This window comes from Actinomadura sp. WMMA1423, from assembly GCF_006547145.1.
Lineage (GTDB): Bacteria > Actinomycetota > Actinomycetes > Streptosporangiales > Streptosporangiaceae > Spirillospora.
Window position 1 is genome coordinate 5223763 of the sequence record NZ_CP041244.1, and the last position, 25347, is coordinate 5249109.

General features: G+C 69.8%; 29 protein-coding genes and 1 tRNA gene. 2 read left to right on the top strand and 28 right to left on the bottom strand.

The genetic code is table 11. From position 1 onward, the window contains the following. Positions 1 to 49: 49 nt before the first annotated feature. The 25 genes from FKD65_RS24210 to FKD65_RS45040 form a co-directional block, all read right to left on the bottom strand. Positions 50 to 541, bottom strand: coding sequence for a hypothetical protein (locus tag FKD65_RS24210; protein ID WP_141579655.1), 492 nt, complete (start codon positions 539 to 541; stop codon positions 50 to 52). Further along, positions 538 to 1044 (bottom strand): hypothetical protein, encoded by a 507-nt coding sequence (locus FKD65_RS24215; RefSeq protein WP_141579656.1) that lies wholly within the window; start codon positions 1042 to 1044, stop codon positions 538 to 540. Before FKD65_RS24215 ends, FKD65_RS24210 begins: the two co-directional genes overlap by 4 nt. Before the next feature lie 6 nt (positions 1045 to 1050). Next, the gene (locus FKD65_RS45035) at positions 1051 to 1830 is read right to left on the bottom strand and encodes an endonuclease VII domain-containing protein (protein WP_240809577.1); all 780 of its coding nucleotides are present in this window, start codon (positions 1828 to 1830) and stop codon (positions 1051 to 1053) included. A gap of 27 nt (positions 1831 to 1857) precedes the next feature. After that, positions 1858 to 2886 carry a phage tail tube protein gene (locus FKD65_RS24225; RefSeq protein ID WP_141579657.1) on the bottom strand — a complete coding sequence of 343 codons (1029 nt, stop codon included), beginning with the start codon at positions 2884 to 2886 and terminating at the stop codon, positions 1858 to 1860. Continuing rightward, a complete protein-coding gene (locus FKD65_RS24230) occupies positions 2886 to 3131 on the bottom strand; it encodes a hypothetical protein (protein ID WP_141579658.1) in 246 nt (81 codons plus the stop codon). The genes FKD65_RS24225 and FKD65_RS24230 overlap by 1 nt, the downstream gene beginning before the upstream one ends. 10 nt (positions 3132 to 3141) lie before the next feature. Further along, positions 3142 to 3612 (bottom strand): hypothetical protein, encoded by a 471-nt coding sequence (locus tag FKD65_RS24235; protein WP_141579659.1) that lies wholly within the window; start codon positions 3610 to 3612, stop codon positions 3142 to 3144. Beyond that, positions 3609 to 4190 carry a head-tail connector protein gene (locus FKD65_RS24240; RefSeq protein ID WP_141579660.1) on the bottom strand — a complete coding sequence of 194 codons (582 nt, stop codon included), beginning with the start codon at positions 4188 to 4190 and terminating at the stop codon, positions 3609 to 3611. The genes FKD65_RS24235 and FKD65_RS24240 overlap by 4 nt, the downstream gene beginning before the upstream one ends. A gap of 3 nt (positions 4191 to 4193) precedes the next feature. Next, complete coding sequence (locus tag FKD65_RS24245; RefSeq protein ID WP_141579661.1) at positions 4194 to 4517, bottom strand: hypothetical protein; 324 nt, start codon at positions 4515 to 4517, stop codon at positions 4194 to 4196. Positions 4518 to 4579: 62 nt separating this feature from the next. After that, on the bottom strand, positions 4580 to 6076 hold the full coding sequence (locus FKD65_RS24250; RefSeq protein ID WP_141579662.1) for a phage major capsid protein: 1497 nt from the start codon (positions 6074 to 6076) through the stop codon (positions 4580 to 4582). A 114-nt stretch (positions 6077 to 6190) separates the two neighbouring features. Then, positions 6191 to 6664 carry a hypothetical protein gene (locus FKD65_RS24255; protein WP_141579663.1) on the bottom strand — a complete coding sequence of 158 codons (474 nt, stop codon included), beginning with the start codon at positions 6662 to 6664 and terminating at the stop codon, positions 6191 to 6193. 64 nt (positions 6665 to 6728) lie between these two features. Further along, positions 6729 to 7394: an HK97 family phage prohead protease gene (locus FKD65_RS24260; protein WP_205718236.1), complete on the bottom strand. Its 666-nt coding sequence runs from the start codon at positions 7392 to 7394 to the stop codon at positions 6729 to 6731. After that, positions 7394 to 8590 carry a phage portal protein gene (locus tag FKD65_RS24265; RefSeq protein ID WP_141579665.1) on the bottom strand — a complete coding sequence of 399 codons (1197 nt, stop codon included), beginning with the start codon at positions 8588 to 8590 and terminating at the stop codon, positions 7394 to 7396. The genes FKD65_RS24260 and FKD65_RS24265 overlap by 1 nt, the downstream gene beginning before the upstream one ends. Further along, the gene (locus FKD65_RS24270; RefSeq protein ID WP_141579666.1) at positions 8587 to 8796 is read right to left on the bottom strand and encodes a hypothetical protein; all 210 of its coding nucleotides are present in this window, start codon (positions 8794 to 8796) and stop codon (positions 8587 to 8589) included. The genes FKD65_RS24265 and FKD65_RS24270 overlap by 4 nt, the downstream gene beginning before the upstream one ends. A 142-nt stretch (positions 8797 to 8938) precedes the next feature. Next, on the bottom strand, positions 8939 to 10498 hold the full coding sequence (locus tag FKD65_RS24275) for a terminase (protein ID WP_141579667.1): 1560 nt from the start codon (positions 10496 to 10498) through the stop codon (positions 8939 to 8941). Further along, positions 10495 to 10746, bottom strand: coding sequence for a hypothetical protein (locus FKD65_RS24280; protein WP_141579668.1), 252 nt, complete (start codon positions 10744 to 10746; stop codon positions 10495 to 10497). Before FKD65_RS24280 ends, FKD65_RS24275 begins: the two co-directional genes overlap by 4 nt. 174 nt (positions 10747 to 10920) lie before the next feature. Next, positions 10921 to 11343 (bottom strand): AAA family ATPase, encoded by a 423-nt coding sequence (locus FKD65_RS24285; protein ID WP_141579669.1) that lies wholly within the window; start codon positions 11341 to 11343, stop codon positions 10921 to 10923. Position 11344: 1 nt separating this feature from the next. Beyond that, on the bottom strand, positions 11345 to 11647 hold the full coding sequence (locus FKD65_RS24290; RefSeq protein WP_141579670.1) for an HNH endonuclease: 303 nt from the start codon (positions 11645 to 11647) through the stop codon (positions 11345 to 11347). Between the two features lie 2 nt (positions 11648 to 11649). Next, entirely contained in the window at positions 11650 to 11880 is a 231-nt protein-coding gene (locus tag FKD65_RS24295; protein ID WP_141579671.1) for a hypothetical protein, read from the bottom strand. A gap of 64 nt (positions 11881 to 11944) precedes the next feature. After that, positions 11945 to 12850: a hypothetical protein gene (locus FKD65_RS24300; protein WP_141579672.1), complete on the bottom strand. Its 906-nt coding sequence runs from the start codon at positions 12848 to 12850 to the stop codon at positions 11945 to 11947. 169 nt (positions 12851 to 13019) lie between these two features. Then, complete coding sequence (locus tag FKD65_RS24305) at positions 13020 to 13208, bottom strand: hypothetical protein (protein ID WP_141579673.1); 189 nt, start codon at positions 13206 to 13208, stop codon at positions 13020 to 13022. Between the two features lie 443 nt (positions 13209 to 13651). Continuing rightward, the gene (locus FKD65_RS24310) at positions 13652 to 15262 is read right to left on the bottom strand and encodes a YfjI family protein (RefSeq protein WP_141579674.1); all 1611 of its coding nucleotides are present in this window, start codon (positions 15260 to 15262) and stop codon (positions 13652 to 13654) included. Further along, positions 15259 to 16173 carry a bifunctional DNA primase/polymerase gene (locus FKD65_RS24315; protein WP_141579675.1) on the bottom strand — a complete coding sequence of 305 codons (915 nt, stop codon included), beginning with the start codon at positions 16171 to 16173 and terminating at the stop codon, positions 15259 to 15261. The genes FKD65_RS24310 and FKD65_RS24315 overlap by 4 nt, the downstream gene beginning before the upstream one ends. Then, positions 16170 to 17840, bottom strand: a complete 1671-nt coding sequence (locus FKD65_RS24320; protein ID WP_141579676.1) for a DEAD/DEAH box helicase — start codon at positions 17838 to 17840, stop codon at positions 16170 to 16172. The genes FKD65_RS24315 and FKD65_RS24320 overlap by 4 nt, the downstream gene beginning before the upstream one ends. Next, positions 17840 to 18214 carry a helix-turn-helix domain-containing protein gene (locus tag FKD65_RS24325; RefSeq protein WP_205718237.1) on the bottom strand — a complete coding sequence of 125 codons (375 nt, stop codon included), beginning with the start codon at positions 18212 to 18214 and terminating at the stop codon, positions 17840 to 17842. Before FKD65_RS24325 ends, FKD65_RS24320 begins: the two co-directional genes overlap by 1 nt. A 2-nt stretch (positions 18215 to 18216) precedes the next feature. Continuing rightward, complete coding sequence (locus FKD65_RS45040; RefSeq protein WP_205718238.1) at positions 18217 to 18438, bottom strand: helix-turn-helix domain-containing protein; 222 nt, start codon at positions 18436 to 18438, stop codon at positions 18217 to 18219. A gap of 803 nt (positions 18439 to 19241) precedes the next feature. Here FKD65_RS45040 and FKD65_RS24335 point away from each other — a divergent pair. Together FKD65_RS24335 and FKD65_RS24340 are read left to right on the top strand one after the other, a co-directional pair. Then, complete coding sequence (locus FKD65_RS24335; RefSeq protein ID WP_168221167.1) at positions 19242 to 19922, top strand: transcriptional regulator; 681 nt, start codon at positions 19242 to 19244, stop codon at positions 19920 to 19922. Beyond that, complete coding sequence (locus FKD65_RS24340; RefSeq protein WP_141579678.1) at positions 19922 to 21532, top strand: LacI family DNA-binding transcriptional regulator; 1611 nt, start codon at positions 19922 to 19924, stop codon at positions 21530 to 21532. The genes FKD65_RS24335 and FKD65_RS24340 overlap by 1 nt, the downstream gene beginning before the upstream one ends. A 16-nt stretch (positions 21533 to 21548) precedes the next feature. Here FKD65_RS24340 and FKD65_RS24345 read toward each other — a convergent pair. The 3 genes from FKD65_RS24345 to gyrA all read right to left on the bottom strand — a co-directional run bounded on the left by FKD65_RS24345 (position 21549) and on the right by gyrA (position 25265). Continuing rightward, a tRNA-Ile gene (locus FKD65_RS24345) sits at positions 21549 to 21622 on the bottom strand. 91 nt (positions 21623 to 21713) lie between these two features. Beyond that, positions 21714 to 22718, bottom strand: a complete 1005-nt coding sequence (locus FKD65_RS45700; protein ID WP_240809578.1) for a DUF3566 domain-containing protein — start codon at positions 22716 to 22718, stop codon at positions 21714 to 21716. A gap of 42 nt (positions 22719 to 22760) precedes the next feature. Next, positions 22761 to 25265, bottom strand: a complete 2505-nt coding sequence (gene gyrA, locus FKD65_RS24355; RefSeq protein ID WP_141579679.1) for a DNA gyrase subunit A — start codon at positions 25263 to 25265, stop codon at positions 22761 to 22763. Between the last annotated feature and the right edge of the window lie 82 nt (positions 25266 to 25347).

Consider the following 25347-nt stretch of genomic DNA (forward strand, 5'->3'; position numbering starts at 1 on the left):
AACTGGACGAGCCCCACGAACTCGGGCGGGGTCAGGTCCCAGACGGTGATCAGGGTGAGGCCGAACCACCGCCAGAGTCCGTCTGCGTAGGCGATGACTTGGGCTTGGACGCCTCCCCGGTCGCGGGGCCAGATGCCGGAGCGTCCGGCGCCGCCGCCTCGTGGGGGTGGGAGGGCGGAGTCGGGTCGGGGTCTTTTCCCTCGCCGTCCTCCGCGGCCTCGCCGGGCTCGTCGTTGTCCTCCAGGTCGCCGTCCGCCACGTCCAGCTTGAAGTCGCTGGGGTCGATGTCGATGTCCTCGAAGGGCACCTTGACGCCTTCACGGCGATGCAGCATGTCGACCATCGCCAGCACCGCATCGATCGCCGCGCTGGTGATGCCGGTGTCCAGCGCGTCGTCCAGGCCGCCGGCGAACTGGTCGACGCCGATCCCGGCGATCTTCTCCATTCGCTGGAACTCGCGGAGGGTGGGCGTCTCGAACTCCCACTTGTGGCTCGCGCCCTCGCATGCGGGAACGAGGCATTTCTGAATCGTGATGATCATGTGCCGCCGCCTAGCTCGTCCATCGTTTCCTTGATCACCTTCGCGACCTCGGCCTGCACGGCAGGGATGTGCGGCCGGATGGTCACGAAGAAGTAGGGGTGGGCCCGCTGCACCTTCCACGGGTCGTGGCCCCACGACGGGGACCGCCACCGCGGCAGCGTCCCCTCCAGGTACTTGGGGAGGTTCTTCTCCCCGTCCGGGAAATGGCGGGTGTCCACCCGCAGGCGGACGCCGGCGTACTTCCCGGTGAGGCTCGCCTTGACCTGGACGCCGCGGGCGGTCGCGTCGCGCAGCCGGCGGGGCCGAGCAGCCCGCGCCGCGACCGACCGGCCCTCGCTCGTCCCGCCCGGCGTCGCCTTCACTGCCCGCTTGATCTCCGGCGCGATCGGCTGCACGCTCCGCCGCATCCGCTTCAGCGCTTCCTTCTTCAGGTCCTTGCGGCCCGCACGCTGAAGGTCCCGGCCGAGGCGGGCCAGGTCACGGGATGAGACGGAGACGTGCATCAGAGATCACCCGCCTTCGAGGTACTCCGCAGCGCGCCGAAGAAGGACCGGATCATCGCCGAACCTCCCGAGCGCCGTGTTGCAGTCGCCGCACAGAAGGCCGCGCACCCGCCCCGTTCGGTGGCAGTGGTCCACGTGCAGCCCCGTCCTGCCGCCCCAGCCTCTCCATTCCTGTCGGCAGAGCGCACAGACGCCGCCTTGGCGCTCCATGAGCGCCCGGTATTCCTGGTAGGTCAGGCCGTACCGTCGCAGCCGCTGATACATCCGCCTGCATTCGAGCGTGCAGTAGTACTGCTTGCCGCCCGGCTTGGGGACAACGGTGAACGTCTGGCCGCACGTGAGACACAGGCGCTCGTACGGCTCTGCGTCCTTCCGCTTCTCCTCCCACATCGCGCGGAGCGACTGAGACAGATTCTGGGAATGCTCCAGCGTCCTTACTGAGGGACGACCAGCGATCATCTTCTCGATGTGCGCGCGCCGATCCTCGGGCGACCTTCGCGCCCACGCCTCGCGATGCTTGCTGGCTCTGTGCTCTCGATCCCCGATCACATGGAGTTCGCCGTACTTGCGTAGCTGATTCCCGTGCGCCTTGCAGAGATCGTGGGCTTCTGCTGGGCGCGAGCACTCGGGACCGGTACACGTCGAACTGGTCTGCGAGGCGGAACGGCGCAATGGCCGCAACTCCTCCCCGCGAAGCTGCATCCGGCGATGCGTCGCACACAAGCCGGTGCCACTGTGCCGCATCTTGTTCTTGCATCCGTCGAACGAACATTGCGCCGTGTTCACCCCCTACATGTTAGTAGTAGTTATCGCTCAGAGAGTGGTATCTGTACTGACGTACCGGAACTGGTAGGCCGGGTCAACGCCGTTGTCGTAGACCTCGAAGTCCACGCTGGCCTTGACCAGGCCGGGGCCGTCCACGCTCGGCCCGGACTCCTTGAACTTGATCGCCGGGGCGATGAAGCTGAGGTGGAACGGCTCGCCGGTGTCGGCCTCCCCGAACTCCAGGGTGAGTTCCAGCGCGAGCGCCTGGTAGGCCTTGTACACGTCGTACAGTTCGGCCTTGGCGAACTCGGCGTCGAGGCTGCCGGTGACGGTGGGGTAGTCGTTCTCCAACTGCTCGGCCTTCAGGCCGGCGTTCCCCACGCCGTACCTGTCCACGGCCATCGGCGACTCGCCCTTGAGCTGGATCTGGTTGACGACCGCGGCGACGGCGGTGCCGCCGGTGATGGTCGTCGCGCCGCCTGCGGTGGCCGGGGTGCCTCCCAGGCGCAGCGTGGCGTGGGAGAAGTTGAACAACTCCGCCCCGCTGGCGTAGCTCGCGGTGGCCAGCGCCGTGCCGGTGTCCTCGTCCCGGCCGTCCATCGTCACGCTGAGCTTGAGGTGGTCGCCGTCCTGGACGGTCATCTCCCACTGGGTGACCTTGCAGCCGGTGTAGGTGAACGGCCGCACCGTGCCGGTGCCTGGCTCGGGCCGCCCCACCTGAACCGTGAGCGACTTGCCGAACATGTCGCCGGGGGTGTGGATCTGCTCGTAGGCGTCCGACGAACCGATCTGCGTCGCCGTCGCCGACGACCCGATCATCGCCTTCAGCAGCAGGCCAAGGCCCTTGTTGGGGACCTTGATGTCGACCTTGCCGTTGACGTCCTTCCGGCTGACCGAGACGCGGGAGGCGCGCTTGAACTTGCGGCCGGCGCGCAGGCCTTCGCCTTCCAGCCACGTCGGCATGAACTTCATGTCTTCGTTGTCGAACTCGACGAACCGCGTCGGCGTGACGCCGGTCCCGAACGTGACCTCCGGCGCGAACCCCAGCTGCGCGTCCAGACCGCTCCGGGTCCCCATCAGTCCTCACCCTTCTTGGTCTTCACGGGGGCGACGTCGGTGACGTCCTCCCACAGGTCCGCCGGCCAGACCGGCGCCGGGTCGTCGTCGCTCCCCGCGCACAGGGCGTCGGGGATGTCGATGACCTCGCCGGAGCGGACGTTGCCGACGTAGCTGCCTCGCACGTTGATCTCGTGGCCGAGGTCGACCTTCTTGCCGGCCTCGTCGCGGCCCGGGTTCGCCGGGCCGATGAACCTCTTGCGCATCGACTCCTCCTCAGGTGATCCGGGACCGGACCGGGATGTTGATCGTGAACACCAGGACCGCCGCCAGGCCCTGGCTGTTGGTGGGGTAGCGCAGCGCCACGTCGCTCACGGCGGCCGCGCCGCCGGTGGTGAAACCGCCCAGACCGGGGTCGGCGCGCAGACCGTCCTCGATCGCCTTCAGCAGCGCCGTAGCCGCCTCCCGCCGGGGCCGTAGCGTCGTCTCCGCGTTCCCCGTGCTGGAGCCGACCGCGCACACGACGTCGATCGACTCGTCGCGCACGAGCGCGCCCAGGCCTTTCCACGCCTGGGTGGAGCGGGCGGCGTCCTCCTCCTCGTCGACCGGGCCGTCCCCGCCGACCACCGCCCACTCCCCGGTGGGGAAGGACACCTGCGGGCCGTCCGCGACGAGCGTCCCGGCCGGCAGCGAGGCCTCGAAGAGGGCAACGAGGCGGTCGATCGCGTCGGGAATCTGCGTGCTCACGCGAACCCCGCCCACTCGCCGATCTCGACGCCAAGCAGCTCCTGCGCCCGGCGCGGCACGCTGTAGGCGTACCGGGGATCGAAGTCGTCGGAGGCCTGCGAGAACGGGCCCGCGGCCGCCGGGCGCTGCGTCTCCCACATGTGCTGAAGGATGATCAGCCCGGCCAGCCGAACCTCCGCCAGCTCGTCCTTCACGGCCGTGGTGTCGGCGACCTTCCCCGCGACGTAGACCACCTGGACGCTCTGCAAGCCCGGCAGGAACGCCGTCCGCGCCGCCCCCGCCACCCGCGACAGCACACCCGACTCCGTCGCCGAGTAGGCGCCGGCCTCGAGGTCGGTCCCGCTGTCGGTGACGGTGGTGACCGACGCGACCGGGATGTTCGACAGCAGCACCTCGCCGGCGCCGCCGTCGAACTGCTCGGTCACGGTCCGGTGGATGACCGCGCCGACGTACCGCTCGACGACGCGCGTGACGCCGCTGATGTACCCGGCCAGCTCCGCGTCGGAGTCGGTGTTGTCCGGGTCGATGTTCAGCTGCGCCTTGGCGTCCTCGAGGGTGAACAGGTCGGTCGCGGCCATCGGCTACGCCCGTTCCTTCGGCGTCTTGTCCTCGGCGGTCTCCTTGCGGGGCCGGCCCGGGCCGCGCTTGGGCCGCGCCTCGGCCGGCAGCACCTCGCGGTACTCGCGGGCCTTGACGCGCGCCTCGGCCGCGCGGACGTCCTGCCCGGCCTCCTCGTGCCCGGCCGCCTCGCGCTCCAGGCCCTCGGCCGCCTCGCGGATCTCGTCCTCCACTCGCGTGATCTCCTTGCGCACCAGGCCGGCGCGCTCGTCCAGGCCGCGCGCCTCGCACGTCGCCAGCTCGTCGCGGTAGCCCTGAAGCTCCGCCGCCAGGTCGTGGTCAGCCATGTCCACCTCCCTGCTATGAGGGCGGCCCCCGCTCGGGGGCCCAGGGGCCGCCCAGCCTGTGATCAGTAACCGGCCGGCGGGATCACGCCGGTACCGGAGACGACGGAGATGGCCTCGGGACGCCGGTTCGCCATGAACGCGACGTAGTTGTAGACCTGGAACCGGACCTGGAGCGTCCCGGACAGGACCTCCTGAAGGACCCGGGTCCGCATCGACCCCTCCCACAGGTACAGGTCGGGGAACCGCGCCACGATCACGCGGGACTCGTTGGTGCCCGTACCGAGGTTGGAGGGCAGGTTCCCGTCCAGCACGGCGGGCAGGCCGATTGACAGCATCCCGACCGGGCCCTCGGTGCCCAGGCCGTTCTGGTCGGCCATCGGGTTGGACGCCACCGCGGGCGGCACGATCAGCGGCCGGTTGGTCGTGTCGAGCTGCGCCGTCCCCCAGTACCAGATGGAGGGCAGCAGCACCGCCGCCGTGGCGGGCATCTTGCGGCCGGTGTAGACCTTGCTCGCGGCCTGCGCCAGCGGCGGGTACAGCTCCGGCAGCGTCGGCGACGCGTCGGTGTAGGTCACCGAGTTGATCGACCCGACGTTCAGGATCCCGGTGACCTGCCCGTTGGAGCCGGTGCCGGCGAGGACCTGGACGTCGACGCGCTGGTTGTAGTCGGCGATCAGGTCCGAGAACACGATCTCGTCGAACCCGATCGGGGACTGGTCCAGCAGCTGGATCGCGACGTCCTGCTGACCGGCGATCGTGCGGACCGGCGCGCTCACCGTCGCGTCCGTCATGTCGGTCGAGGTGACCGATCCGGCGTCGGCGGTCTGCACGCCGGTGGCGGTGCCGGTCGCGACCTTCGGCATGTTGATCGAGTCGGTGCCGCCCGGCAGCGTCATGTTCCGGCACAGGTTCGCGGTCGGCCGCCCGTACCGCGGCAGGTCCACGTAGTCGTCGATCAGCCACAGCGGCGGCACGAAGTAGCCGCCCTGCCCGTCCGTCCTGTTCGGGTTCGTGCGCCTCTCGAACGCGCTCTCCCGCGCCCGCTCCGACAGGTCGCCCAGGCCGCGCAGCTCGCGGCGGGCGGCCTCCTCGCGGCGCTTCTCCCGGGCGGGCATCTCCACCCGCAGCTCGGCGGCGTGCCGCTGGAGCCGATCGGCCGCGCCGGAGTCACTGCGCAGCTGCGCGCGGGCCAGGTCGAGGAAGTAGGAGTGCGGGCCGCCGCGCTGGTAGGTGAGCGGCTCGTTCACCTGCGCGCCGGCGGTGCGGCGCTCGGTGGGGGCGTCGGGCTTCTCGGCGCCGTACTTGGCGCGCAGCTCGTTGGCGGCCTGCTCGCGCTTGGCCTGGTCCTCCAGCTCGGCGATCCGGGCCTGGAGGGGCTTGATCTCCTCGTCGTCCAGCTTGACGATCGCGTCGCGCTTCTCGGTCCAGACCTTCGCCTCGTCGGCGTTCAGGTCGCGCTTCTCGGCGGTCGGCGCCTTCAGGACCTCGTCGAGGTCGGCCTTCAGGTTGGCGCGCTTCTCCAGCAGCTTCTCCAGCTGCTCGCGGAGGAATTTGAGCATCGGTAGCTCCATCAGGGAACGGCAATGAACGCCCGGTCCCCTGATGGGTGGGAACTCCCGTGGTGCTCACACGATCTGAGTCCGGCGGGGTCCCCGGCGCGTCTTAGACGCGGGCTACTGATCGGAAGTGTACTTCGGTCGGGCTTGTTGGCAAATAAGACAGGACGGGCCGCGGTGCGTCGGCCGCTCCTGGCAGTGCACGCAGGGCATTTGCGCCCGCTGCTCGGGCGTCGCGGCGTAGTAGGCCCGGCGCCGGGCCTTCAGCGTCCCGGGCGTCACACCGCGCGGCTTCGGCTGCGCGAGGACGCTCGCGCCCGACCGCTCCGCCAGCGGCAGCGCCCGCTCCGGATTGTGCTGCTGGTTGTACGGCGGCCGGAACCGCCGGATCAGGTCGGCCTCCCGGGCGAGCACCTCGTCCCGCGTCGCGAAGTGCTCCAGCGTGCACCCGACCGCCAGCTCCCACCAGTCCTTCAGGTCCGCGTGCTCGTGCGCCCGCCGGACACCCCGCTCGGTGATCCCGACGTACAGCAGTTGCCCGCTGACGCCGAAGTACTGGTAGACGGTGCAGGGTTTCGTAGACTCGGCCATGTCGACCTCTCATCCAGGTTGGCCACGCCCCGGGGGTGTTCCAGCACCCGCCGGGGCTCTTTGTTCACAGACCCAGCAGTTCACTCTCGGCGGTCACGGCGCCAAGTGGAAGCCCGGCCGCCGGCGCGGCGGCGAACCGGCGGCCGAGCCGCTCATAGAGGGACAGCGCGTCCTCGTCGGACATGCGGTCCCAGTCCTGCGACCTCATCGCCACGTTGGTCGCCGGGTTCGCCCCGAAGTTCACCACCGACACGTCGCCGCGGTGCATGTCCACTTCGTAGATGTCGCGCTGGTCGTAGTCCGGGCTCCACTGCTGCCGGATCACGCGGAACGCGAAGCTCATCTCGTCGACCGCGCCGTCCTCGATCGCCGTGAGCATGTCACGGACGTCCGTGCGGATCGGGTTGACGTCGGCGGACATGTGCAGGCCCTGGCTGTCCTCGGCCAACCGGAGCGTCCCGGCCTTGGTGTAGGCCATCGACACGCCGCCATGGTTGAGTAGCAGCTGCACCTGCGGGTGCTCCGACAGGGTCTTCTTGAACGCACCCTCGCGCATGACCTCGGTGTAGGCGCCGAACGGGTCCCACATCTCGAAGCCGTGCTCGGTCACCGAGGCGTAGCCCTCGACGGTGGTCGGCCCGTCGCCGCTGGCGGCCTTGCGGACCTCCAACTGGATGCCGTAGTGGCGGCGCTCGACGCCCTTCCGCACGGCGCGGTCAGCCTTGTTCATCAGTTCTGCACCTTCACCGGGACGGGCGGCGGCGCCGGACTGGCCTCCGCGGGTAGCTCGTCGCCGCCCTCCAGCGGCGGCAGGTCTTCCTCAGCACGAGCCTCGTTCACGGTGCCCATGCGGTTCCGCAACGCGATCTCGTGCGCCTGATACCGCGTCAGCAGGTCGCTGCGCAGCAGGCCCTTGCGGTTGAACTTCACGTTCCGGCCCGCCGGCAGCAGCATCGTCAAGATCCGCTCCAGCCGCACCAGCCACGGATCCACGCTGTAGGTCAGCAGGTCCAAGCTGCGTTGCTCGATGTTGGCGTAGGTCAGGGACTCGCCCGTCTCGTACCCGAAGATCTGCGCGTACCCGGGCCCGAACAGCCGGCAGCACTCGGCCGAGGTGGCGCCCTGGGTCTCCAGCATCTGCGACTCGTTCGGCGCGACCTGGATCGTCTGGAACTTCCACCCTCCGCCGAGGACGAGCGGCTCGCGCGCGCCGCCGCGCAGCGCCGACAGGAACCGCTCCTTAGCCGTCTTCGCCTGGTCGGGCTTCAGATGCGCGTCCGTGGTCAGCAGCCCGGACGGGTGCGCGCCCTGATGGAACCAGCGGAGCCCGAACTGCGTCGACTCCACCCCCAGCGAGACGACCCCGGCGCCGTACTCGATCGGAGACGCACCCAGCAGCCGACCCGGCACCGGGTACACCCGCCGGTGCCACACGTCCCGGGTCGGGACCTCGCGGCCGTTCATCCGCCACTCCGGCGGGTCCCCGTTCCACGGCTGGTGGACGCTCACGTGGTCGGGGTGCTGCAACTGGATCATCGTCGGGGTGCCGCGCAGCGTGTCGCGCATCCCGTCCGGGACGATGCCGTACAGGTTGCCGCGCAGCATGAACGACAGGACCGCCTGATACAGCCAGTCGGGCAGCCCGTGCCCGTCGCCGCCGAGGTCGGCCAGCCACGCCGGGACCGGCAGGCGCCGCTTGTCGGGCGCGTCGGAGGAGAACACCTCGATCGGCATGCACTCGGCAATCGTCGCGGTGAGATTCACGCACCCCCACACCGCGACCTTCTGCAAGCTCCACTCGATGCCCGTACCGCCCGGCACCGGTCCGCCGGCCTCGGAGTTCGCAGGGATCACGCTGGAGGCGGCGAAGAACGAACCGAGGTTCGCCGCGCGCCGCTCGACGCCGCGGCCGAACAGGACGCTCACGGCGAGGACCCTTCGCCGGGCCGCCGCCGATCGTCGAGCCGGTCGGCCAGCAGCGCCGCGCCGGCCACGATGAACCCGGCCGGGTGCCACGCCTCATACGCCCCGTACGCCACCAGCACCACACCCGCCAAGGCCCGCACCGCCAGAACCCCCGCCAGCACGGCCCGCAGCGCCGTCCCGACCGCGCCAGCCGCGCGGGCGATCACGGGTACCCCAGTCGCGCGGCGGGCCGCCAGGCGACGCCTCAGCGCCCCCGGCCGACCCGCCGCCCCAACCGCTACCACGCGCACTCCACCCGCCTATTGTCAACCATGGTTGGCAGGAACCTCAACATTGGTTGATATCCGGCTACCAGATGTCGTTCAGCGGGTCGTCGTCCTCGGCACCCCGCTCGTTGTGTGCATACGCCGCGTTCGTCACCGCGACCAGCGGACAGATGTCGGCGTCGCCCCGCCGGTCCCACGTCTTGCGATCCCCGAGCGGCCGGTCCGTAGCGCCCTTGACCGCGTCGTTCAGCGGCTCCTGGTCCAGGTGCACCACGTCGCGGGAGTCGGTGATCCCGTCCACCACCTGCCCGTACGCCTGCGCGACCTCACCCGAACCCAGGCTCATCACCTCGATCCCGGCGTCCTCCAGCTGCCGGATCAAGCTCGACGCCGGGCCGCCCTTGTCGACCGCGACCGCCGCCACCTCGTACCGCTCGCACAGGTCCACCACCCGCGGCACAACCCACGTCGACCCCGCCTCGTGCGCGATCACCTCCAGCACCAGCGCCCCGCCCTCGTCGCGGAACGCCGCGCCGATCGCCGCCATCGACCGGTCAGGCGTCATGTCGACACTGAACGCCGGCCGCCGCGCGCCCTCGTCGCCCGGGCGCGGGCCCTCGCCCTGGACGGCCTGGCGGCCCCACTGCTGCTCGGTGATGACCTCCCAACCGCCCTCGTCCTCCTCGTCGGGCGGGTAGTCGGAGATGCCGAGCCGCTCGCGGGCGAACTCGACCGCGCCCATCGTGCGGAGCTCGGCCGCGACGAACCGCTCGGTCAACCGGATCCCGTACGCCGGGTTCGCCTGCGCCCACAACCGCGGGTCGGCCATCGCGCCCTTCACCCGCGGATGGTCGTCCGGCAACGACCACTCCAAGAACGCCAGCCCGTCCCCCGCCGCGGCGCCCTTCTTCAGGTACCGGCCCACCACCTCCGCGGCCAGGCCGAGCCGCTCGGCGATCCCCTCGACCGCCTCACCGGCGGCCGCGTGCCGCGCGCAGATCGCGGCCAGCGCCCGATGCCTCAGCTTGCCGAGCTGCTCGGAGATCTCCCAGCCCTGGCTGCTGGCGTAGACGATCTGGGGGTTCGGGCGCGCGGACATCGTCGGCATGATCGCGCCCATCATCGCCGCATCTAGCTTGAACGCTTCGTCCAGGATCGTCTTGTCGCCGGAGAACCCCCGCGCGGACTTGTCCGAGCGGGCCTTGAACAGCAGCCGCTGCCCGGACCGCAGCAGGATGCCCTCCTTACCGTGGGCCTCCGACACTTTCCGCACCCGCCGCGACAGGTCCGGGCACCCCATGATCAGCTCTTGGATCCGCAGGAACATCTCCCGCGCCGTGTCGAACTGGTGGGCGCTGAACAGGATCAGCGGGTCGTCGAACAGGAACAGGCACGCCAGGACGTAGGCCTCCAGCGCTCCACCTTTTCCGTTTTGCCTCCCGACGATCAGGACGTTCTCCAGGCTGTTCCACTGCCTCGGCGCGGTCGGCGACTCGGCGGTGAAGTCGTTCAAGACGTCGGCCTGCCACTCGTCCAGGTCGAGGCCGGCCAGCCCCGCCAGGTCCCGGACATCCGCGCCCCACGTCCGCTCGTAGGCCGGGACCGTCCGAAGCCGCGGCCGCCGCGCACCCCGCAGGCTCACGCGCCGCGCTCCTCACGCCGCGACCGCAGCTCGTCCAGCCCGTCCTTCGCCGGCGCCGGCGGCCACAGATCAGCCAACCGGCGCAGCGTCTCCCGCAGCTCCTTCGCCACCTGCGCCGCCTGCTGAGGGAGGGTCGCCTTGTCCTGCCGCCGCGCCAGGTCGATCGCCGACGCCCCAAGCGTGCTCGCCTCGGCCTCCTTGCCCATCGACGCCACCTCGGCCCGCGCCGCCTCCTCCACCGGCCCCATCACACGCCCCCTGACCTGCGCTCATCACAGCCCGTCACCGTTTTCTCTCGCGAGGGGAGAGAAAACGTGGACTTGGTGACGGGTCTTCCTATATCCGTGATCAAAAACTGATGACCTGCGGAAACGCGGTCGCTCGCTGGCGTGATCACATGTCCTCCTCGCCTCTGATCATGGTCACCATGCCCGCATGCCCCTGGGGTCTGCTTGCTCTCCGTGGTCGGTGAGCCATCGGTCGATCAGGGCGTGCCAGGCCTTGGGCCTGGCCTGTGCCCTGGCGTGCAGTACGTCGGGCGGGGCGGTGAGGGTGATGACCTGGGCTCCTGCCTTGGCGTACTGGCGTTGCCGTCCGGGGCTCGGCGCGGTGTCGATGATCCATACTCGGGCGCCGCCGCGGTGGCAGCCGATGGCTGCGCGGATCGCGGTCTGGCGTGCGGCCTTGGCGACGTAGGCGACGGGGGCGGGGTGGTCGTGGCTGTCCGGGCTGCCGAGCGCGACGGCGAGGGCGTCGTAGTCGACGACGATGTCGCCGGGCTTGGCGTGCGTCTGGACGTGGGTGGTCTTGCCGACGCAGGGCGGGCCGGTCACGACGGTGAGCACGTCACCACTTCCTCGGGCGCCAGGGCTTGCGCTTGCTGCGCTGGGTGGATCCGTCGCCCCAGCTGGAGTTGCACCCGAAGTGGGCGGGGGCGTAGTTGGCGAGGACGGTCTGGCCGCCGTTGTTGCGTTCCTCGATGTGGTGCGCGCTGAAGCTCCAGCGGGATCGGGTGGGTGGGCCGCCGTCCTTGGCGGGTCGGGTGTCGATGGGCTGGTGGCAGATGTAGCAGGGTTCGCCGTTCGCTGCGCGCTTGCGGACGATGACGGCGATGGCCTGGTGGCGTTTGCCGAGGCCTGGCTTGGCCATGGTCAGTCCTGGTCTGGGTTGGGGTCGTAGACCGCGACGGGTTCGATGTCGGGGCCGAGGACGACGAGGTTCACGCCCGGCATCCGTTCGGCGAGCTTGGTCTTGAGCTGATCGACTTCGTAGTCGCTGAGCATGCGGCGGGCGTAGCGGATGACGAGGGTCTGACCGGGGCGGATGACGGCGATCTGGTCGGCCTCGTTGAGGCGGGCGGCTTCCGGGGGGTGGTCGGACATCGGTGTCTCCTCTCGGTGGGCCGCCCCGGCGCACCCGCGTGGCGCGCGCCGGGGCGGCGGTGGGCTACTCGCTGCCGAGGTCCAGGCCGCGCATCGCGCGGCGGGCGGCGTCCTCGACGGACATGCCGGCGGCGTCCTCGCGGATACGGTCGCCGAGCGTGTCGCCGGTCGGGCCGGTGATGGTCTGGCCGTCGCAGGTCTCGACCGTGGTGTAGGTCGGGACCTTGGCGAGCCTGTCGGCCAGGCCGGAGTGGAGCATGGCGTGCGCCATGAGGGGGCGGGCGTTCTCGTAGAACTCGCGGGACCACGGCGACCACGTCATCAGCGCCAGCAGGCGCCGGTCGCTGACGAGCCACTCACCGGCGGTCGACCAGCGCGCGCCGCCGGCGTCGGGCTCGGCTTCGGGGTCGTCGACGGTCAGCCAGACGCCGAGGTCGATCACGTCGTTCATGCACTCCCACCCCAGCGCGCCGCGCTCCTCGTCGGTCTCTCGCTGCGCGCGCAGCGCCTCGACCTGTTCCTGCTCGGCCCACGCGTGGGCCTTGGGCAGGGTGATACCGAGCGGCTCGGCGAGCTCGGACAGCAGGAAGTAGCGGACCGGGTGGCCGCCCTCGTCACCGTTCTGCGTGACGAAGCGGACCGGGGCGCGACCGAAGCCGAACAAGTCGGCGGTGATGTCCTGCAGGGTGGCCGGCCACAGCGGCACCCGCCCGTGGAGGCGCTCCAGCGCTTCGGTGACACGGGCGGCGTGCCCCTGGGGGCCTTCCTCCATGAGGTGGATCCCGTCGGCCTTCTCGAAGCGGTGGGCGATCTGGAGGCCGAGGGTCTGGAACGACAGCCGCGCGGTCAGGTCGATGAGGTCGTCCTTGGTGAGGGCGGCGGCTTCCTCGACGGTGCGGCCGGTGAGCTCGGCGAGCTGGGTGTACAGGGCGCGCATGTCGTGGTCGCCGGTGGTGGTCTGGTCGGGCATGGGTACTGTCTCCTCCAGGCCGGGGCAGGTAGGGACTGCCCCGGCCTCGTTGTGTTCGGTGTGGTCGGTCATCGGGTCGCGTCGATGAGGGCGGCGACGAGGAGCGCCAGGACGACGGCCAGGGCGCTGGCGCGGACCATCGTGACGGCCCACCGCTTCTCGAAGTCGTTCACAGCTTCGCCTCCAGCCGGAACCGCTCGTAGGTGGCGCGAGCGTGCTCGACGACTCGCGCGCTGTGCTTCAGGCACAGCAGGACGTCGGCCTCGGGGTCGAGGACCTCGGCCGTGCACTGCTCGTCGTTCTGGCGCAGGTATCGGCACCGGATGATGCGCTTGGGTGCCTGCTCGGTGATGGGCATGTGGATCTCCTCTCGGTTCCTGTGGACGTCGGGCACGTCATCGAGAGGAGGACCGCGGGCGCGGGCCCGGTCGAGCACCGGGGGTACCAGGGGCACTAGGGGTACCCGGGGCCGCTGAGACACACGGAATAGCCGTGTTTTCCCAGGTAGAAGAGAAATAGATAGATAGATAGATACTTCAGATTGCGTTTTAAGGGCGGCGCGGAATGTACCCCTGGTGCGCGCTCGCAGGTGAGCCCCCATACCCCTGGTGCACTTGGTGCCCACAGAGGCCCCATGCATCGCTAGTGGCGCACGAACCGGCAGGTCAGAGCGGGTCCGGGCGACCGGTGACCCGATGTACCCGTGGTGTACCCCTAGTACCCCCGGTGGGCGCCCGTGACGGGGTCCGCGGGTACCACGGGTATCCACGGGTACATCGACTGCACCGGTCACCCCGGGGATCACTTCGCACCCGCCAGCAGCTCGGGACGCGGCACGAAGGTGCCGGTGGAGCGGCGCTTACCAGCGCGGTCGTACTGGATCGTCGAGGCGATCCAGCCGTTCCGGTGAAGCCTGATCAGAGCGGCGTCACGGGCCTCGGGTGAGTACCAGCCAGCGTTCCGCAGGCTGGTCTTGAGGTCCCCGGCCGTGAAGGTCGCGGGCCGCTTCCGGCGGATCCAGGTGAGGATCGGCTCGACACCGACCTCGTCCTCGGACCTCTTCCAGTTTTGGTAGACGCGCTCGGCGTGGTGGATGGTCCACAGGCTGAAGGCGACGGCGCTGGTCATGGTGGCCTCGTCAACCTTGCGCGCGGTGCCGTACCCCTGCGCGAGGTGGAACAGGCCGGCCAGTCGCAGTGTCTTCCCGGCGAGCTTGGACGCCCAGTCCGACATGTGAGCGAATCGGCCGGTGAGGGCGTCGAGGTGGGGCTCGATCCCGTCGAGGAGGCCTTGCAGCAGCTTGTCGGCCTCGGGGGTCAGGGCCAGGTATGGGACGGGCGACGAGCGCGGCGGGGTGTCCAGGACGCGCTGGACAGTCTGGCTCCACCACTCGTGCTGTTCGGGTGCGAGCTTGGTCCGGAGGTTCTTGCGGTGCCCGAGAGTGGACTTCGGGAGGGCGTAGAACCAGCGGCCGAGGAACCCGCGATCCTTGGCGCCCGGGATCCGCGCGGCGTCGAGGATCACTCCGGGCTGCGCGGCGACTCCCATCGCGAGCGCGGGGTGTGAGAGTACGACGGTGCCGCGGCTGATGCGGTCGATCGCGATGTACTCCTCGTCGTAGGACTTCAGATAGATGTCCCAGTTGGGGAGGCCGTCGCTGTAGCGGCCGGCGACGTTGCCGAACAGGCCGCCCTCCGCGGTGAGGATGCCCAGGGCCTCGTCGTTCTCCATGAGCCGCTGTGACAGCGCCGCCTCGGTGAGGTCCTCGACGAGCAGCCGCGGGAACGGGGTGTCCTTGTCGGGCAGTTCGTCGAGCTGCTCCTTCATCTTGGTGATCTCGGCGTCGATGGTGAGCGCGTCGTCGCCAGTGGCCTTGCTGAGCTTCTGGCGGGCGGCCTTGATCGCGCCCTCCAGCGCTTCCCGCTTCTCCTCGGCTTCGGCGAGCGCCTGACGGTGCTGGGCGATGCGGCCCTGCTCGGCGAGGCGGAGCGGCGCGGAGGTGATGCGGACGAGCTCGGACTTGCGCTCGCCGGGCAGCATCCCGACCGTCATCCACAGGATCAGAGGCTGGGTCCACGACCCGCCGCCCTCGATGCGGTACCGGCCGACGGCGGCCGACGAGAGGGCGCCGATCGCCATGAACGCGGCCGCCTCGTTCGGGACTTCGAGGTGTTCGGCGACGGCGCGGACGTACTCGGCGAGCCGCGCCGGGAGGAGTTCCCGGGCGTCGAAAGGCCGGGGTTCGATCTCGGCGCCGGCGAGAGGTTCGGCGGGCCCGGTGAAGTGGCCGGCGGCCTGGTCCTCGTTGACGTAGACGCCGGCGAGGATCTGGTCGTCGGTGTGGTCGTGCCCTCCGGCGGCCCAGGCCTCATCGAAGATGCGGCCTGCCTCGTCGGTGTACTGGTCGGTCACCGGCCCCCCTTGACGTGCTTCGGGTTCGCCATGCCGGTGGTGAGCCCGGATCGGATGGTGGCTGCGGTCTGCCGTGGCCCGTCTTCGGCGGTGAGGCCGATCGCTTCGGCGGCGCGTTCGAGCGCGACGGTGACGGTGGTGGCGTCGAGGATCCCGGCGCCGACGAGGCGGCCGAGGCTGTAGGCGGTCGCGTTCAGTGAGTCGTTGCGGGTGCCGGGCGTCGCGCCGAGGAGGCGCTCGATGGACTTGCGCAGCGCGGCCGCGGCGTACGGGCCGCCCGCCTGAGGCATGGCCCCGTACGGTCCGGGCGTGTAGACGGGGCGGGGCGGGTCGAGGGTGTCTGCGATCCAGTCCGGGAGCGGCTGGACGGGCATGTCCCGGGTGATCTCGTAGGAGCTGTCCCCGACGACCGAGCCGGGCCCGACGACGTACCCGCCGTGGTTGCCCTTGCCCGGGCCCCGCGTGTCGATGCCGGGGGCGAGCCGCCCGGCGGAGTTGCCGAGCGGCCGCCCGGGCGGCGCCAGGTAGTACAGGTGGCACCCGCCGGACGAGGTCCGGACGGTGAGGGTGCGCGGCCACTGGACTTCGCGTTCCTCGCACAGGCGCTGAAAGGCTTCGATGCCGTCGGCGTCGGGGTGGTGCTGGTCGAGGTCGACCACGAGGAGGCCGGACGGCCTGCACGCTACGCCGATGTTGGGGTCGTCGTGCGGCCATCCGGCGGCGACCTCGTCGGGGTCGCTGCTGTTGCGGTCGGCCCACTCCCACCTCGGCCGGGGCGCCTTCTCGCCCTTACACAGCGGGCAGTCGGTCTTGCTGCCGGGGGTGTGCGGGTGCTGCGGAACGGGGGTCCCGCAGGGGAAGACGGCCAGGCCGAGGCGGGCCAGGGCGACGGCGTTCTCGCGGCGGCTCATCGGGCGCCGGCCAGGAGGCGGCGCACGGTCGGCGCGGCGAACGTGAGCGCCATCAGGTCGGATGCCTCGCCCTTGGTGCGCACCTGGGAGATGTCGGCGCGGGCGTTGCGGAGGGCGCGCAGCTGCGCGTCGCTGGGCGGCTGGTCGCGCCAGCGGGCGTCCGAGCGGGACAGGACACCGCCGCCGGACCGGGCGACCTCCTCGCCGACGCCGAACGCCAGGGACCCGTTCAGGCCGTCGTAGGTGCGGGAGGGCTGCCGTCCCCGGCGGTGCTCGTACACCTGCCACCGGTCGTCCGCCGGGTCTCCGGTGGGGACGAGGTAGACGGTGATGTCCTTGCCTGCGGGGAGGACGTGGGCGTCGCCGAGCTGGAGCCAGCGGAGGTTGGATCGGCGGAACAGGTCGACGAACTCGGCCTTCATCTGGCGCACGACGGCGCGACGGCGCTCGACGGCGGCGTTCTCCTCCTCGATCTCCTCGACGGCTTCGGTGAGGCTCTTGCCGTCGTCGACGCTGCCGGGCGGCAGGCCTGCGAGGTCGGCGAGGGTGGCCAGGCCTGCGGCCGAGGCCCCGGCGAGGTCCAGGACGAGCGCGTCGGTCTTGCCCGAGGGCGGGTGCGGGCGGAGCGCACGGCCGACCATCTGAGTGAACAGACCGGTGCTCTTGGTCGGGCGGAGCATCAGCACGCACGAGACGGCGGGCTCGTCGAACCCTTCGGTCAGCACCATGCAGTTCGTGACGACCTGCGTCTCGCCGGTGTGGAGCCGGGCGAGGATCGCCCTGCGCTGAGCCCGGGGGATGGATCCGTCGAGGTGCTCGGCGACGATCCCGCGGCTGTTCAGCTCAGCCGCGAGCGCCTGCGACGTCGCGACCGTGGGCGTGAAGGCGACGCCGCGGCGGTCTCCGGCGTACTTGGCGTAGGCCAGGGCGGCGGCGGGGATCGCTTCGCTGTCCTCGATCGCCGCGCCGAGGTCGCCGTCGGAGTAGTCGCCGCCGCGCACCTTCACCTTGTCGAGGTCGACGTCGGAGGTGACCGACAGGGCGCGGACGTCGACGAGGTACCCCTCGGCGATCATCTGGAGGATGCCGCGCTGGTGGACGATGTCCTGCCAGACGTGACCGAGGCCGATCCCGTCGGAGCGGCCGGCGGTCGCGGTGAAGCCGACGGTGAGCGGTCCGCCGTCGGTGAAGGACCCGACGCCGTTGAGGACGTCCCGGTAGATGCGGGCGGGGGCGTGGTGGGCCTCGTCCACGACGACGGTGGTGAAGTCGGCCGTGAGCTGTTCGAGCCTGTGAGGGAGGCACAGGGTCTGAACGGATCCGACGACGACCTGGGCGTTCACGTCGTTATCGCTGGCGCGGACGATTCCGATGGCGAGGCCGGGTGCTACCTGCCCGATCTTGTCGGCGGCCTGTGATATCAGCTCGTCCCGGTGTGCGAGGACGAGGGCGCGGCCGCCGCGCTGGTCGATCATGTCGGCGAACGTGATGGTCTTCCCGGCGCCGGTCGGCAGGACGACGAGCGGGCGCTGGACGCCCCGGGCGGCGGCGGCCTGGACGGCTTCGATCGCGGCGGTCTGGTAGGGCCGGAGCGGGATCCGGCGGGCTTTCGGGGATGCGTCGGAGCGCCCTCCGCCGTTGTGGCGGAGGGCCGTGTCGTTGGCCATCAGTCGCGGCCGTCCCCGGCGGCGCGGCGGAGACGCTGAGGCGGTCGGGCGCGCAGCGGCGTGACGGCCGGGGCGCCGGACTCTCCAGCTGGCGTCTTCACCTTGCGGCGGCGGCGCGGCTCGGCCGGGCGCTTCTCTGCGCCGGGCGTCACCTCGTACTGCTGGATGATCGCGCGGACGTGTTCGATGGTCCAGCGGTACGAGCCGCCGAACATCACGAACGGGATCTCTCGGCGCCGCGCCTTCTCCTTGACTGTGCTCGCCTTGCTCTTCAGCAGAGCAGCGACCTCGTCAGCGTCAAGGAGTTCGAGGGTGGCCAGGGTGGATTCGTCGGACCGTCCGGTCGTCTGGACGGCGATCTGTGCGGCGCGCACGTCTACTCGCCGCCGTTCGTCGAACCGCGCAGTGAGTGGATGTAGGCGAGGAGCGCTTCGCGAGGCACTCGCCGGGATCGCTCCCCGACGACGATGGACTCGATGACGCCCTTGGCGACGAGGTCAGCAGCAGTCGACTTGGCGACACGGAGTTCGCGGGCGGTCTCTGGGATCGTGAGCAGGGTCGGCAATTCGGGCGTGACCGCGATGACCTCGACGTTCACGGCCCCACCAGCGATGACGGGGATGAGGCTGCCGTCCGAGAAGGCGTGACAGAGGCGCCCTTGGTGGTGGGTGGTGCCGAGGTGGCAAGGATCACCGTCTGCGGGGCGAGACTTTGCCCTCTGTTCCATGCAGAACGGTTCCCGCACGCGAAAATGCGTACTAAGGTTGCGCATCGCTGCTCCGATATCGAGGCTGTCCAGGCCGGTGCGGATGTGGCGATGGGCCTGAGGGCGCCCGGTGCTCGTAACACCGGGCTGTTGCCTTCAGGCCCTTTTAAGTTGTCGGGGTCGGTCACCGCCGGTCCCCATGGGATCGCAGCGGATCACCTGCCCGTCGAAACGTACAGCCCTGCGGAACCGTTCGCAAGCGGAGTGCCCGCCGACCCGCAAGCATGTTCGCACAAGCACTTGCACAAGCTACATGCGACGGCGAGTAACCTCTGCCCTAGCACACCGCGAACCGCTCTATACCGGACATCGCGTGAAGTAGTCCAGCTTCGAGAAGTTGCCATAGCTGGCACGAATACTCAGATTTCCGGCTCCGTGCACGAGGCCAGCAAGCCTCTTGCGTGACGTGCGTCATACCTGTGGATAACTACAGAACGTCGTGACAGGTCAGTCCACAAAAGACCGCATCGGTTCGCACCGGGGTACGGAAGTAGTTGCGTGCGCGCAAGTCCCCTGCATACATTGGGTGCGCGTTACTTCCCCGACGCAACCCGAACCAAGGAAGGCCCCCCGCGATGCGGGACGATCCGCACCCCAACTCAGGACAACCTTCGTTTGCGCGCTGGCTTGCAGACATGTCTCGCGCGCTCGGCTACGCACGCGAAGCCGACCTCGCTCGCGCTCTCGATCTCCCACAGAGCACCGTCTCGCGCTGGAGGAAGGGTTCACGCCCAAGCGTCGAACACCTGGTTCGCGTCAGCCAGCTCTTGAAGACGCAACTAGAGCCCCTACTTGTACTGGCCGGCCACGTCGACCCGGCGGTCGGCGCGAACATACGTTCCACTCCGCCAGAGCCTCCGGAGCACAGGACTGAGACTGTCCGCCGCATCGAAGAGGCAGACCTTTCAGAAGACATGAAGGAGACACTCCGCAGGTACTGGGACCGCAGGCTGATCGAAGAGCGCGCGAGGGTCTACCGGTTCATCGACCAGTTCAGCGACGCGATCGAACCCTCCATGGAGGAGATGAAGTCTTGGCTGGCGAGAGCGTACGAGACCGACCTCCCAGCGCACGTGACCAGTACCTTCCTGGACTTGCTAAGCATGCACGTCGACCATCTCAACGCGCAGGCCGCTAAGGATGAGGACTACGCAACGTTGCAGCAGACCGCCAGACGTGACTGGTATCGACAGGTCCAGATGGTTGGAGAACTCTACGAACGGAGCATGACGCCTGACGAGATCGGCGATTTGATCGGCGAGACCAGTGAGGCGGTTGTCGAGATGATCCATGAAGCCCAGGCGCGGAGACCCTGATGGGCTACGCCGAGAAGCGCAAGGACAAGTACGGCGAGTACTACCGGGGGCGCTTCAAGAAGCCTGACGGGCGTTACGGCACCGTCGCCGATACGGCCGGAGGCACTCGCCGGTTCGACACCAAGCGCGCGGCGGTGAAGGCCGCCAACGACGAAGAGGCCAAGATCCGGGCAAAGAAGTGGAAGGACCCGGCCGCCGGCCAGACCACGTTCGGCGAGTACGCCTCGCAGTGGTACGCCGCGCAGGACCTCGCCGCCTCCACCATGGCGAACTACCGCCGCCGCCTGGAGCAACACCTGCTCCCCACCTTTGAGGACATGGCGCTCGGCGACATCCTTCCCACAACTGTGGATACGTGGGAGCGCGCCGAGCGGGAGGCCGGCTACGAGGAGGGCTCCATCCGCTCCTGGCGGATGCTGCTGCACACGATCCTCGCCGACGCGGTCACGGCCGGGCTGATCGACCACAACCCCGTCACCCGCAAACGCAACCGCGGCAAGCGGGCTGGCCGTTCGATGAACCGCGCTCCCGAGAAGGTCATCACCAACCCGCTCGGCGCCCTGCTGATCGCCGAGCGGGCCGCGCTGCTGTCGGGCCGCGACGACGAGTTCGTCATGCTCACCACGAAGTACTGGACGGGCATGCGGTGGGGCGAGATCACCGGCCTGGAAACCCAGTACGCGCGGCGCAACGCGATCCGCGTCGAGTGGCAGCTCTGCGAGATCGACGGCGGCCAGCTCGTCCGCTGCCCGCCCAAGGACGACTCATACAGGGACGTCGACCTCCCGGCGTTCCTGTCGACGCTGATCGCCGACCACATCTCCCGGACGGCCCCGCAGCCTTGCGGGTGCCACGGCCAGACCTATGTGTTCCGGGGCCAGGGCGAGCGGGCGCGCACCGTTAGGAAGGCCTCGATCGCGGACGTGGCGAGGCAGGCCGGGGTGTCGGTCGGCACCGTCTCCAACGTCTTGAACCATCCGGATCGTGTCGTCGAGACCAAGCGGGCGGCCGTCGAGGAGGCGGCCGCCTCGCTGGGGTTCCGCCCCGGCGGCGGCCCGGTGCGCGGCGGTCACTGGCGGCGGAGCGGGTTCAGCGCGTGGGTGTTCACTCCGGCCGTCTCCGGATGGTTCCCCTCCAAGGGCGAGCTTCAGCCCGCGCATCCGGTGCCGCTGGCGGCGGAACCGTTTCCCGGCCGTCCGCTCCGCGGACGCGGCGCCCAGGAGCGCGCGACCGCGAGCTGGGTACCGATCGCGCGGGGCCTGACGCCGCACGGGCTGAAGCACTCGGCGAAGACGCTCATGGCCGAGCTGAGGACGCCGGAGGTGCTGAGCCATGAGCGGCTCGGCCACGAGATGGGTGGGATCGGTGCGGTCTACAGCCACGTGACGCCCGCGATGCGGGCGGAGTTGTGCGAGCAACTCACAGCCCTGTGGACAGAAGCTGTGGATATCCGCCGTTCGATGTCTCCGGGGTCGCCGGTGGCGGTGCTGGACGGGATCCTGCGGGCAAAGAAGAAGGGAGACGATCCCATGATCGTCTCCCCAGATTCTCCCCGGGGCCGGGTTCTCCCGGCTCACCTTCGTTCAAGAGAGGGCCAGTATGTACGCTGACCTCGTACGTTCCGGGTGGGCCTAGGAGGACTTGAACCTCCGGCCTCATCCTTATCAGGGATGCGCTCTAACCGACTGAGCTATAGGCCCGGAATGTGCCGCCGCCCCTGGCGGCGCAACGAGAGGTTACCCCATCTGGGCTGGCAACCGGAAATCGATTGCCGGGCGGCGGCGGGTGGGGTTACTCGGCCTCCTTGAGGGTCACCTCGACGCCGCCCACGAGGTCGGCGGCGAGGTTGTAGATGACGGAGCCGACCGTCGAGAGGGCGGTGATGAGGAGGACGTTCAGGGCGCCGACGAGGACGGTGTAGCCGAAGACGCGGACGAAGGAGAACCAGCTTCCGGCGTCGACGCTGCCCGTGGTCTCGCCCTGTTCCTTGGTGAGGCTGTTGACGGTGTCGCTGATCGCGTCGAAGACGCCGAGACCGGACAGGATCACGTACAGGACGATGACGGCGACCAGCAGCACCACGAAGCAGACCAGCGACATGACGAAGCTGAACTTCATCACCGACCAGGGTTCGAGCCTGGCGAGCTGGAGCTGGGCCTTGCGGGCGGGCTTGCCGGGAGCGGGCTTGGACGCGGAGTTGGCCGGGGCCACCGAGGTGGACGGCCGGTCCTTGAGGACGGTGCCGGCGAAGCCTCGGCCGCCCGAGCCCGACGACCCGGACGAGGAGTTGCCGGACGGACCGCCCGATGATGAATTGAACGCGTTGCCGGGCCTGTCCGTACGTCCTGTCGAGACCGAACCGGACGGCTCGGCGGGTTTGGCCCAGCCCGCCGGGCCGGCGCCACCCGCGGAGCCGGAGGCAGCGCTCTCCGTGCCGCCGACCGGCGGGGCGGGCGGGGCCGGCGCCGCGGGCTTGGGCGGTTCGGCGGTGTCCTTGACCGGGGCGATCTCAGGCGTGTCGGCCGCCCTGGCCGGCGCGTCGTCGATCTGGGCGAGGTCGGACCGCGTCTCGTCCGCGCTCTTGCCGGTGGGGTCCGTCGCGCCGGACTCGATGTCGACGGTCGTCTCGTCGCGTCCGGACTTGGCGGACGCGGCGGCCACCGTCTTGCCCGGCTTCGCACCGGACTTGCCGGTGGGCTTGGCGGGGCCGGACTTGGCGCCGGGTTTCCGGTCACCGCCCTTGCCGGTGCCGGCGGTGCCGGGCCCGTCGTTGTCCTGGCCGGGCTCGGTGCTCACGTGTCCTCCTGGCCTAGCGACTCGGTGACGATGCAGGATACGTCACTCACCGTCGCCCCCTTCGGCGTCCTCAGAGTCCTCCATGGACTCTACGTTCCTCGCGATGGCCACCACGCTGTCCCCGTCGGCGAGGTTCATCAGGCGGACGCCCATGGTCTGCCTACCGGACTGCTTGATCTCGGCGGCGGTGGTACGGATGACGCCTCCGTTCGACGTCATCGCGAACACCTCGTCGTCAGGGCCGACCATCAGGGCCCCGACCAACAATCCGCGAGATTCCACGATCTTAGCGGTGAGAACGCCCTTACCCCCACGTCCCTGGAGCGGGTATTGGTCCACCGGGGTGCGCTTGGCGTAGCCGCCGCGGGTGGCCACCAGGACGTCCTGCGAGGTGTCCTGCACGACGAGCATGTTGAGGACCTCCTGGTCCTCCTCGAAACGCATGCCGATGACGCCGGACGTGGCGCGTCCCATCGGCCGCAGCGACTCGTCGTCGGCGCGGAACCGGATCGCCTGGGCGCCGGTGGAGACCATCAGCAGGTTGTCGTCGGACGAGACGAGCCGCGCCGCGATCACCTCGTCGTCGTCGACGAGGTTGATGGCGATGATTCCGCCGGTGCGGGGCGAGTCGAAGTCGCGCAGCGCGGTCTTCTTGACGCGGCCCTTCTTCGTGCCGAGCACGAGGTAGGGGGCGACCTCGTAGTCGCGCAGGTCCATGACCTGGGCGATGTGCTCGTCGGGCTGGAAGGCGAGCAGGTTCGCGACGTGCTGGCCGCGCGAGTCGCGGCCGGAGTCGGGCAGCTCGTAGGCCTTGGCGCGGTAGACGCGGCCCTTGTTGGTGAAGAACAGGATCCAGTGGTGCGTCGTGGTGACGAAGAACTGGTCGACGATGTCGTCCTGCTTCAGCTGCGCGCCGCGGACGCCCTTGCCGCCGCGCCGCTGCGCCCGGTAGAGGTCGGTGCGGGTGCGCTTGGCGTAGCCGCCGCGGGTGATGGTGACGACGACGCCCTCTTCGGCGATGAGGTCCTCGTACGACACGTCCCCGTCGAACGGGATGATCTGGGTGCGCCGCTCGTCGCCGAACTTCTCGACGATGGGGGCGAGCTCGTCACCGACGATCTGGCGCTGCCGCTCCGGCGAGGCGAGGATCTCGTTGTAGTCGGCGATCTCCGCCATGAGCTTGTCGTACTCGTCGATGATCTGCTGGCGCTCCAGGGCGGCCAGCTTGCGCAGCTGCATGTCGAGGATGGCCTGCGCCTGGATCTCGTCGATCTCCAGCAGGTTCATCAGGCCCTGCTGCGCCTCCGAGGCGGACGGCGAGCGCCGGATCAGGGCGATGACCTCGTCGATGCGGTCGAGGGCCTTGAGCAGGGCGCGCAGGATGTGGGCGCGCTCCTCGGCCTTGCGGAGCAGGAACCGGGTGCGGCGGACGACGACGTCGATCTGGTGCGCGACCCAGTGCCGGACGAACTGGTCGATGCGCAGGGTGCGCGGCACCCCGTCCACCAGCGCGAGCATGTTCGCGCCGAACGTCTCCTGCAGCTGGGTGTGCTTGTACAGGTTGTTCAGGACGACCTTGGCGACGGCGTCCCGCTTGAGGACGATGACCAGGCGCTGCCCGGTCCGGCCGGAGGTCTCGTCGCGGACGTCGGCGATGCCGTCGAGCTTGCCGTCCTTGACCCCGTCGGCGATCTTGAGGGCGAGGTTGTCCGGGTTGACCTGGTAAGGGAGTTCGGTGACGACCAGGCAGGTGCGGCCCTGGATCTCCTCGACCTCGACGACGGCCCGCATGGTGATCGAGCCGCGCCCGGTGCGGTAGGCCTCCTCGATGCCCTTGCGGCCGACGATGAGGCCGGCGGTCGGGAAGTCGGGGCCCTTGACCCGCTCGATCAGCGCCTCGAGCAGATCCTCGTCGGACGCGCCGTAGTTCTCCAGGTACCAGCGGACGCCGTCGGCGACCTCGCGCAGGTTGTGCGGCGGGATGTTCGTCGCCATCCCGACCGCGATGCCGGCGGACCCGTTGACCAGGAGGTTCGGGTACCGGGACGGCAGGACGTCGGGCTCCTGCGAGCGGCCGTCGTAGTTCGGGGAGAAGTCGACGGTCTCCTTGTCGATGTCGCGCAGGAGCTCCATCGCCAGGGGCGCCATGCGGCACTCGGTGTACCGCATGGCCGCGGCGGGGTCGTTGCCGCGCGAGCCGAAGTTGCCGTTTCCGTCGACGAGCGGGTACCGCATCGACCACGGCTGGGCGAGCCTGACGAGCGCGTCGTAGATGGCCGAGTCGCCGTGCGGGTGGTAGTTCCCCATGACGTCGCCGACGACGCGTGCGCACTTGAAGTAGCCGCGGTCGGGCCGGTAGCCGCCGTCGTACATCGCGTACAGGACGCGGCGGTGGACGGGTTTGAGACCGTCGCGCACCTCGGGCAGCGCGCGCGCGACGATGACCGACATCGCGTAGTCGAGATAGCTCTTCTGCATCTCGACCTGGATGTCGACCGGCTCGATCCGCTCGCCGGGGTGCCCGCCCTCTGTGGTCACGTCCGTCACTCTCAAGACCTCTTCTGCTCGGTGGGAAGGAAGTACGTCCGCCTCTGGGAGTCAGGCCGTGCCGCCGGCCCTGGCGCGTACC